The sequence below is a fragment of the Candidatus Aquarickettsia rohweri genome (genome assembly GCF_003953955.1).
Taxonomy (GTDB): Bacteria; Pseudomonadota; Alphaproteobacteria; order Rickettsiales; family Midichloriaceae; genus Aquirickettsia; species Aquirickettsia rohweri.
This window is the reverse complement of record NZ_RXFM01000073.1, coordinates 1-7,197: the sequence shown is the minus strand read 5'-3', so window position 1 is coordinate 7,197 and position 7,197 is coordinate 1. Positions and strand designations below refer to the sequence as shown.

The window sequence follows — 7,197 nt, the reverse complement described above, 5'->3', positions numbered from 1 at the left end:
AAAATTCATATTTACTTACATTACTTTTTTTATATTCTTCTACTAGCTCTTTCCATTTTTCATTACTTATTCTTTTTTTCTTTTTTTCTAATAGCATCATTAGCCTCTATTTTTTTAGGCTTTTGTTCTACCACTTATTTTTATTCTTGCCTAGATGCCCTTATTTTAGCTCTTACCTATAAAAGCAATCCAGTTAATTAACCTACACCATAATAATCAAATCCTATATCTTCTATATGTTTTTTAGATAATATATTCTTACAGTCATATATTATAGGATTTTTTATTATATTTTTAATCTTATCATAATCTAACTTTTTAAAGTAATTCCAATCTGTTAGAATTACTATAATATTACATTCTTTTACAGTTTCATAAACATCTTCATAATATTTTATTTTTTTATTTTTAAAGTATTTCTTGATATTTTTTAAGCCTTTGGGGTCAAAGATTTTTATTTCATAATCACAATCTATTACTTTTGTTAGATGTTTTAAGATAGTAACACTTGGACTATTTCTAACATCATCAGTATCTGCTTTAAAAGTTACTCCTAGTATTCCAATTGTATACTTAGTCTTTGATACATTATGTTTTAATAATATATTAAAAATTTTTATTCCTAACTTTTTCATTCTATTATTATTATAGCTGTATACAGATTTAATTATTGGACACTCTATGTTTTTTGCTTTAGCTATATTAATTAATGCTTTAGTATCTTTTGGAAGACATGATCCTCCAAACCCAGGACCTGGACTTAAATAAGTATTACCAATTCTTTTATCAAGCCCTATACCATATACAATATCTTTAATATCACATTTTAGACTTTCAGAAATATCAGCTATTTGATTTATAAAGGATACTCGTGTTGCTAAATAAACATTAGAAGCATATTTAATTAGTTCTGCTGTTTTATTATCTGTATATATAATTGGTACTTTTAGTGCATGAAAATAATTATAAAGTTTTGAAATTACTTTTTTTGCATATTCAGAATCTGTGCCTATTACAATTCTATCAGGATTCATAAAATCACTAACAGCTAGCCCTTCTCTTAAAAATTCTGGATTTGAAACAATATGATAATTTAAATCCGTATTATCTAAATTTTTCTTTATCTCATCAGCTGTTCCTATTGGTACTGTAGATTTGATTATGATTATAGTATCTTTCTTAACGTTACTTATTATATCTCTTAATACATCATTAATGAATGTCATATTTATTTCACCATTTTCTTTAAGAGGAGTTCCCACTGCAATTATGATAATATTACTTTTATCTAAGGGTTTTTTATCTGAAGTAAATGTTATTTTTTTATTTATAATATTTTTCTGTAATAAATTATTTAAATTAGGTTCATATATTTGGCATATACCTTTAGATAAAGCTTTTATTTTTAACTCATCATTATCAATACATATTACTGTATGTCCTAGTTCTGCTAAACAAACTCCTGTCACCAAACCTACATAACCTGTTCCTATTATTGTTATATTCATCTTTAATTAACTCCTAATTAGTAAATCATATTTTTGAAATATTAATTCTATCGATCCTGAATACTCTTCCTTTTACTCTGCTATATCAATAAGCCTTAGCCTCCAAATCGTTTATTCTTTTCTTTGTTTTTAATTGAGTATGGTGATATTACTCTTTTGGATTTAATATCATTTATCTTTAAATATATTATTCCTAGTGTTTTCTCTTTTTTTATTGTTTGGTTTATTATTTTTTTCATTATTAGGAGACCCATTCAAAAGTGAGGGTAAGATTTATAATCTGAAACCTCCAAATTCATCTTCCAATTGTAAAGTGTCTGTCTCGATACCTTTGCCATTTTAGCAATTTAACTTGCTCTTTTGCTCTTTTTATACAATCATAAATTCTTCTATTTATTAATTTTCTCTCATATTCTGCTATTGACCCCATCATATTAAATAATAACATTCCAGTATCTGTATTGGTATCCATTTGTTCTTTTAAGCTCTTAAAACTTATTTTTTTTTCTTTAAGATCACTAATAATTGATATCAAATCTTTTAAACTTCGTCCTAATCTATCAATACTTACTATTACTAAAGTATTTCCTGACTTCAAGGATTTTAAGGCTTTAGTTAATTCCTTTCTCTTACTATTGGCTCCACTAATTACTTCATAATATACATTGTCGCATCCATATTTTTTTAATTCTAAAATTTGTTGATCTAAAGATTCACATTGGTGTTTTGTAGGAATTCTAGCATACCCTATCTTCATCTCTATCAATATTTCAGTTTATATTCAACATATTTATACTATATATATTTTACAATTTCAACATGGGAAATAGGTATTTTCAAAATCTGAAATTTACTAGCAAATAAGACAATGTTGTATTTTACAAGTTTATTACTTATAACTACGCTGCTAAATTATTCAATATCTTATGGGTCACTTCACCTATTACTCCAATGATCTTATTATTTTTATCTATAAGAGGACTTTTAGAAGTCATAAATGTTTTTATTTGCTAAAATAGCTTCTATAGTCTTTTCTTGTTTTCCTATAAAGTTATTATATCCATAGATATTTTTTAAAATGTCTTTTGCTTTTTCTAAATTCATAACTCAATTTCTATTAAAACAGGTCTGGGATTAAAACCTGACTTGAGAATATTGTTTTGGTAAGAGTTTTTAGATAAAAATAGTCTTTCATACTTTAATCCTTTAAACGAGATATCTGCAATAATCAATATATAAAGAGCTAAGTTTGTAATATAAATTATAATACGTCTTAATAATTTAAGAATATTTATTAATCATTTTCCCTGAAAAATTTTTCAAAATTATAGGGTGGGTGGTATACAGAAAAAATATAATTTTTTGATATTAGTTTTTACTTTATTATATAATTTATAAGCTGCTTTAAATTGTAAATAATTTTTTAAAATACTATTAAATTTTTTAGAGGAAGAATTAGAAGTGATTATCATGTTAGTAGCATTATTTTCTAATAAAGAATTGTCGTGAGTATAATCATCAATCATCTTAGAGGATTTGTGGCGAGTGGTTTTCATAATAATATGATTGCGTATGCCAGAGCTAACAGCAGTAGTAACGAACCCACGCCTTAAAGAATGTCCTGCAATTTTAGATGTATCAAAATCTATCTTTGCTGAATGTTTTTTAGTAATTCTTGCAACATCAATGCAGGAGAGTCTAATACCTGTAACTTTATCTGCTTTGTTTACAGAGCAAAATACTGCTTCATTATTATTAATTTTTTGCCAGGCTTTTAGATGTTTTATTGGACAAAATATTTTTCTTTTGAGTATAGCTATTTTTTGACCTTCACCAAATTTATCAGTTTTACTTTGTCTAATATTTATAATTATTCCTTCTTTAATGAAGGAAATATCTTGCCAGTTAAGCTTAACGAGTTCAGACCTACGCATAGCAGAGAACCAACCAAATGTAAGAAGAGCCCTATCTCTAATTCCCATATGAGTATTTTTAGAAATATGTTGTAATATATCTTCTAGATCTTTAAGTAGAATTGGGTCTTTACCTTGTTTTACAATACCAATTTTTCTTCTAATTCCTTGCCATACAATTTTAAATTCTTTGTCTTGAAGGTTGATATGAATATTTTTGGTCTCACAATATTTATAAATAGCACTAATTTTTCTTTGAATTGTCGAGGCTTTATAATTTTCTTCTGCAAGGAATGTTATGTAGGCAATTAGTGTATTATGAGTGATATTCAGAGGATTAATATTTAGAGATTCACACCAAGTACAAAAAATTTTCCAATCACTTTGATAGTTTTTTATCGTATTTTTTGCAAAGGCATGACGTGCATAATCTTTTACTTTTTCTTGTAAGTTTGCAACAATTATAGAATTTTTATCGTTATTAATATTTATGAAATTATTCATAATTTATTATAGTGTTTTATAAGTCCGATTATAGAACATTATTATTTATTTAACAAATTTTGTTTTTGTAAAAATTATTGTTAATTCAAAAAGTGATTTTAGAAAATTTATACTTCAATAATTTAAAATTTTTAAAATAGTAAAAAATTTCTCTTCCATAAATGCGATTTAAGCTATCTATTTCGATAAATATATATAAATACATATAAAAACAATAAAAACGCTTGAAAATTGATTTATTTGCCATTTTTTATCTCAGACTTCTATTTTTATAATATATAATCGTTTTTTAGTATGAAATTTTCACCAATAAATTTTATATTTGATTATTACACTAATTATAACTGAATGCCTATTGTAAAAGTTTTTTGTATATTACTTTATAATGATTCATAACTTCATTTGATTTTCTTTAGTTGTTTTATAATCTTCTGCTAAAATTTCATATGGTATACTTAACGTGTTATGAAGATTCCTAATCATTCGTAAATTTAATTTTCTTTGCTTATTTAATATTTCAGAAACTCTACTTCTACTTCCTAGAATTTTTTCTAACTCAGTACGCTTTATATTTTTTTGCTCCATTATAAATTTAATTGCTTCTATTGGATCAGGAGCTGGGATATCATAATGTTCTTCTTCATACTTTTCTACTAAAGTTGTTAATATCTCTAGATAATCGCCTTTTTCTGTGTTTGCTTTAGCATCCCATAATTTATCAATAGTGTTAAGGGCATTTTTATAATCATATTCTGTTTTAATTGGTTTAATTTTTATCATTCTTTTCTCCTAAATATTAATGGCATCTATTTTATCATACTCTGCATGAGTTCCTATAAATCTAACATATACTATTTTCAAATCGTATCTTACACTAACTATTAATCTATATTTATTACCTTTAATATTAAAAACTACTCTATTATTAGATAGGATATCAGCAGAACGAAATACTTCTTTTATATCATTAGGTTTTTCCCAAATACTGGCTTTTACAATTTCAAACCAAGCTTTTAAAGGTTGTTCTGCATCAGTATATTTTATCCAAAATAATTTTAAAGTGCTACGTGCAATAATTCTCAATATTTTAATATTAAATTATATAATCATATTACACTAACATATTACCATTATGGGAACAAGTTATTTTTTACCACCATAGTGAAAATAACTCCTTATGTTTTACATATTTTTCATAGTATGTTTTTGGACTTACCAAAAAGTATACTTTCTGAAAATTTTAATTTAATGAAGTATAATAGTCAATAACTGGAGAAAATACTTTTAATTCACAATTAGTTTCATAAGATTCATCATATATGCTTGCTTCAGTATAGGTAGCTTTTTTTATCATGGTTCCTATTGCTCTGGGCAAGATTTCCATTTTCACCATTTCAAAATCTCTATGCAATATATCTGTTAAAGAACCTATAAATTGTACAGAAAGCTTACAATCAGCACTATTTGTATTAGCTGCAATAATTTTAGAGATATAACTTTCTCCAGTAATATGACATTTATAATTTATTACATTAATTGAAAACTTTTCAGCAAAATTTTTAACCTTAAGATAATTAATTTTAGACAAGTGAGTTTCCCATAAACCATTAAAATACTTATTTGCAAGTGATACATTAGGTATTCTTTTTACAAATTCTTTCAATAAAATTTCTGTGGGTATTGTGCTACTCATACTATGTATTGAAGATAAATGAGGTGATTCGTTTATGCTTTCAAATACAGGCACATATCTTGCTGATGCTGCATCCATATATTCTTTAAACTCTTCATCTGACAATTTTTCTAATAAATTAAATGCTCGGTAAACAGCCTCAATAGATTGAGTGTCATTAAAATTTAAAGCAGGCATACGATATTTTATTTGCATCTGAGCTATTATTATGTCAAGACCAGTTAGAAAAATAAGGGGATAGTATTTATTATGAAAATAATAATTTGTTTCGTACAATCTATTACCATACTCGCCAATAGCTAATAGACAAGTATTAACAGAAACATGTTTATGCAACGAACTATGGATATGATAAATGTTCGAATTTAATTCTTCCCTTGTATTGCTTTCTACATTACATTTATCTAAACATTTTTCTTGCAGCATAATTGAAAATTTACACAAAATCTTTTGTATAGCTTTTAAAAAGATAATGTCATGATTAGTTTCATGAGCATTTTTTGTATAAGGATAAGAATGACCAAATTCCTGAATGAGAGACTTATGAGTTACTTCATGTAAAAAATCTATTTTACTTTGACTTTGTATAGTTATGTTCCCAGTTATATGATTATAAGCACTTTCTTCATAACCAAAGTGTACATGAAGAGGGTAACTTACATACTTAAATGAACGCTCTAATTTAGTATGTTCAATTCTTTGAATCTCCAAATATGCCTTAATATCAGTAAAATTTTGAAATATCATTTTATAGCACTAATCTTTGATACAGATTTTTAAAAATTTTCAAATTAGCCTTCTATTGTCGAGTCTGTAGTATCAGAAGTATATTGTAGTTCTTTAGTCTCTTCTGTTACAGAGTATGGAGTGGCTAATAGTTCATCAACTTTCTTAGCTGCCTTAGCATAAAACATTCTATACGCTTCAGTATCAGGCGGTTCTGATATCTTAAATCCATCAGCAGCAAAAAGCTCTGCAGTGCTTGGAGAAATTACTTTGTCACCATCATAAATAGACATTTTTATACCCTAATATAATTATACTAATTATGATGATAATATAATAAAGTATTAAATTCAATATTTTAACATGATCATTCGCAAAACATAACAATCTACGAATCAATTTCGGTAAGAGTTTTTCTCCAATTTCTACCATTCTTAGTGTATAAGTTTAGGTGCTTGTTGATATCTTTATATTCATATTTATCAATATTTATCCAATATTGTGCTTGTTCAATCCTTTCAATATCAACTACATCACATATTCTTTTACTTGCATTTTTCTTATCAGCAAAAACAGTACTTAGTTCGTATAACAATTCATATTTATCATATTTCCAATCATTCTTTTGCTTTTGAAAGCAATTCACCCCACCACATTCTTCATCAGGAGATGCTCCTTTTCCCGATATACAGACAGGATATGTTTTGTCTTCGTCTATAGGCAATATTTTTTCTAATGTTATATCGAAATTCCATCTAGCCATAAAATCATATTTATATAAAAACTTCTTGTTAACCTCTAATTTGAGATCACATATCTTTATATTTTTTCCAATGTATGAGCTACCTGATGT

General features: G+C 25.8%; 9 protein-coding genes. All 9 read right to left on the bottom strand.

Features of this window, described 5'->3' with window-relative positions; all coding sequences use genetic code 11:
- Nucleotides 1–197: 197 nt before the first annotated feature.
- Nucleotides 198–1,508 (bottom strand): UDP-glucose dehydrogenase family protein, encoded by a 1,311-nt coding sequence (locus EIC27_RS05180; RefSeq protein ID WP_126045044.1) that lies wholly within the window; start codon nt 1,506–1,508, stop codon nt 198–200.
- A 95-nt stretch (nt 1,509–1,603) separates the two neighbouring features.
- Complete coding sequence (locus EIC27_RS07380; RefSeq protein ID WP_205702346.1) at nt 1,604–1,747, bottom strand: hypothetical protein; 144 nt, start codon at nt 1,745–1,747, stop codon at nt 1,604–1,606.
- Between the two features lie 56 nt (nt 1,748–1,803).
- Nucleotides 1,804–2,265 (bottom strand): recombinase family protein, encoded by a 462-nt coding sequence (locus tag EIC27_RS05175; protein WP_205702345.1) that lies wholly within the window; start codon nt 2,263–2,265, stop codon nt 1,804–1,806.
- A gap of 568 nt (nt 2,266–2,833) precedes the next feature.
- A complete protein-coding gene (locus tag EIC27_RS05170; protein ID WP_126045042.1) occupies nt 2,834–3,925 on the bottom strand; it encodes a site-specific integrase in 1,092 nt (363 codons plus the stop codon).
- Between the two features lie 390 nt (nt 3,926–4,315).
- Nucleotides 4,316–4,705, bottom strand: a complete 390-nt coding sequence (locus EIC27_RS05165) for a helix-turn-helix domain-containing protein (RefSeq protein WP_240627092.1) — start codon at nt 4,703–4,705, stop codon at nt 4,316–4,318.
- Nucleotides 4,706–4,714: 9 nt separating this feature from the next.
- Nucleotides 4,715–5,008 (bottom strand): type II toxin-antitoxin system HigB family toxin, encoded by a 294-nt coding sequence (locus tag EIC27_RS05160; protein WP_126045041.1) that lies wholly within the window; start codon nt 5,006–5,008, stop codon nt 4,715–4,717.
- A gap of 157 nt (nt 5,009–5,165) precedes the next feature.
- Complete coding sequence (locus tag EIC27_RS05155; RefSeq protein WP_126045040.1) at nt 5,166–6,365, bottom strand: hypothetical protein; 1,200 nt, start codon at nt 6,363–6,365, stop codon at nt 5,166–5,168.
- A gap of 44 nt (nt 6,366–6,409) precedes the next feature.
- A complete protein-coding gene (locus EIC27_RS05150; RefSeq protein ID WP_126045039.1) occupies nt 6,410–6,637 on the bottom strand; it encodes a hypothetical protein in 228 nt (75 codons plus the stop codon).
- Nucleotides 6,638–6,732: 95 nt separating this feature from the next.
- On the bottom strand, nt 6,733–7,197 hold a 465-nt coding region (locus tag EIC27_RS05145; protein WP_162298344.1), incomplete at its 5' end, for a plasmid pRiA4b ORF-3 family protein.

Bases quoted from the DNA above. Each gene is read 5' to 3' on its own strand.
- EIC27_RS05175 (WP_205702345.1), bottom strand. From the start codon at position 2,265: ATGAAGATAGGGTATGCTAGAATTCCTACAAAACACCAATGTGAATCT.
- EIC27_RS05165 (WP_240627092.1), bottom strand. From the start codon at position 4,705: ATGATAAAAATTAAACCAATTAAAACAGAATATGATTATAAAAATGCC.
- EIC27_RS05155 (WP_126045040.1), bottom strand. From the start codon at position 6,365: ATGATATTTCAAAATTTTACTGATATTAAGGCATATTTGGAGATTCAA.
- EIC27_RS05150 (WP_126045039.1), bottom strand. From the start codon at position 6,637: ATGTCTATTTATGATGGTGACAAAGTAATTTCTCCAAGCACTGCAGAG.
- EIC27_RS05170 (WP_126045042.1), bottom strand. From the start codon at position 3,925: ATGAATAATTTCATAAATATTAATAACGATAAAAATTCTATAATTGTT.
- EIC27_RS05180 (WP_126045044.1), bottom strand. From the start codon at position 1,508: ATGAATATAACAATAATAGGAACAGGTTATGTAGGTTTGGTGACAGGA.
- EIC27_RS07380 (WP_205702346.1), bottom strand. From the start codon at position 1,747: ATGAAAAAAATAATAAACCAAACAATAAAAAAAGAGAAAACACTAGGA.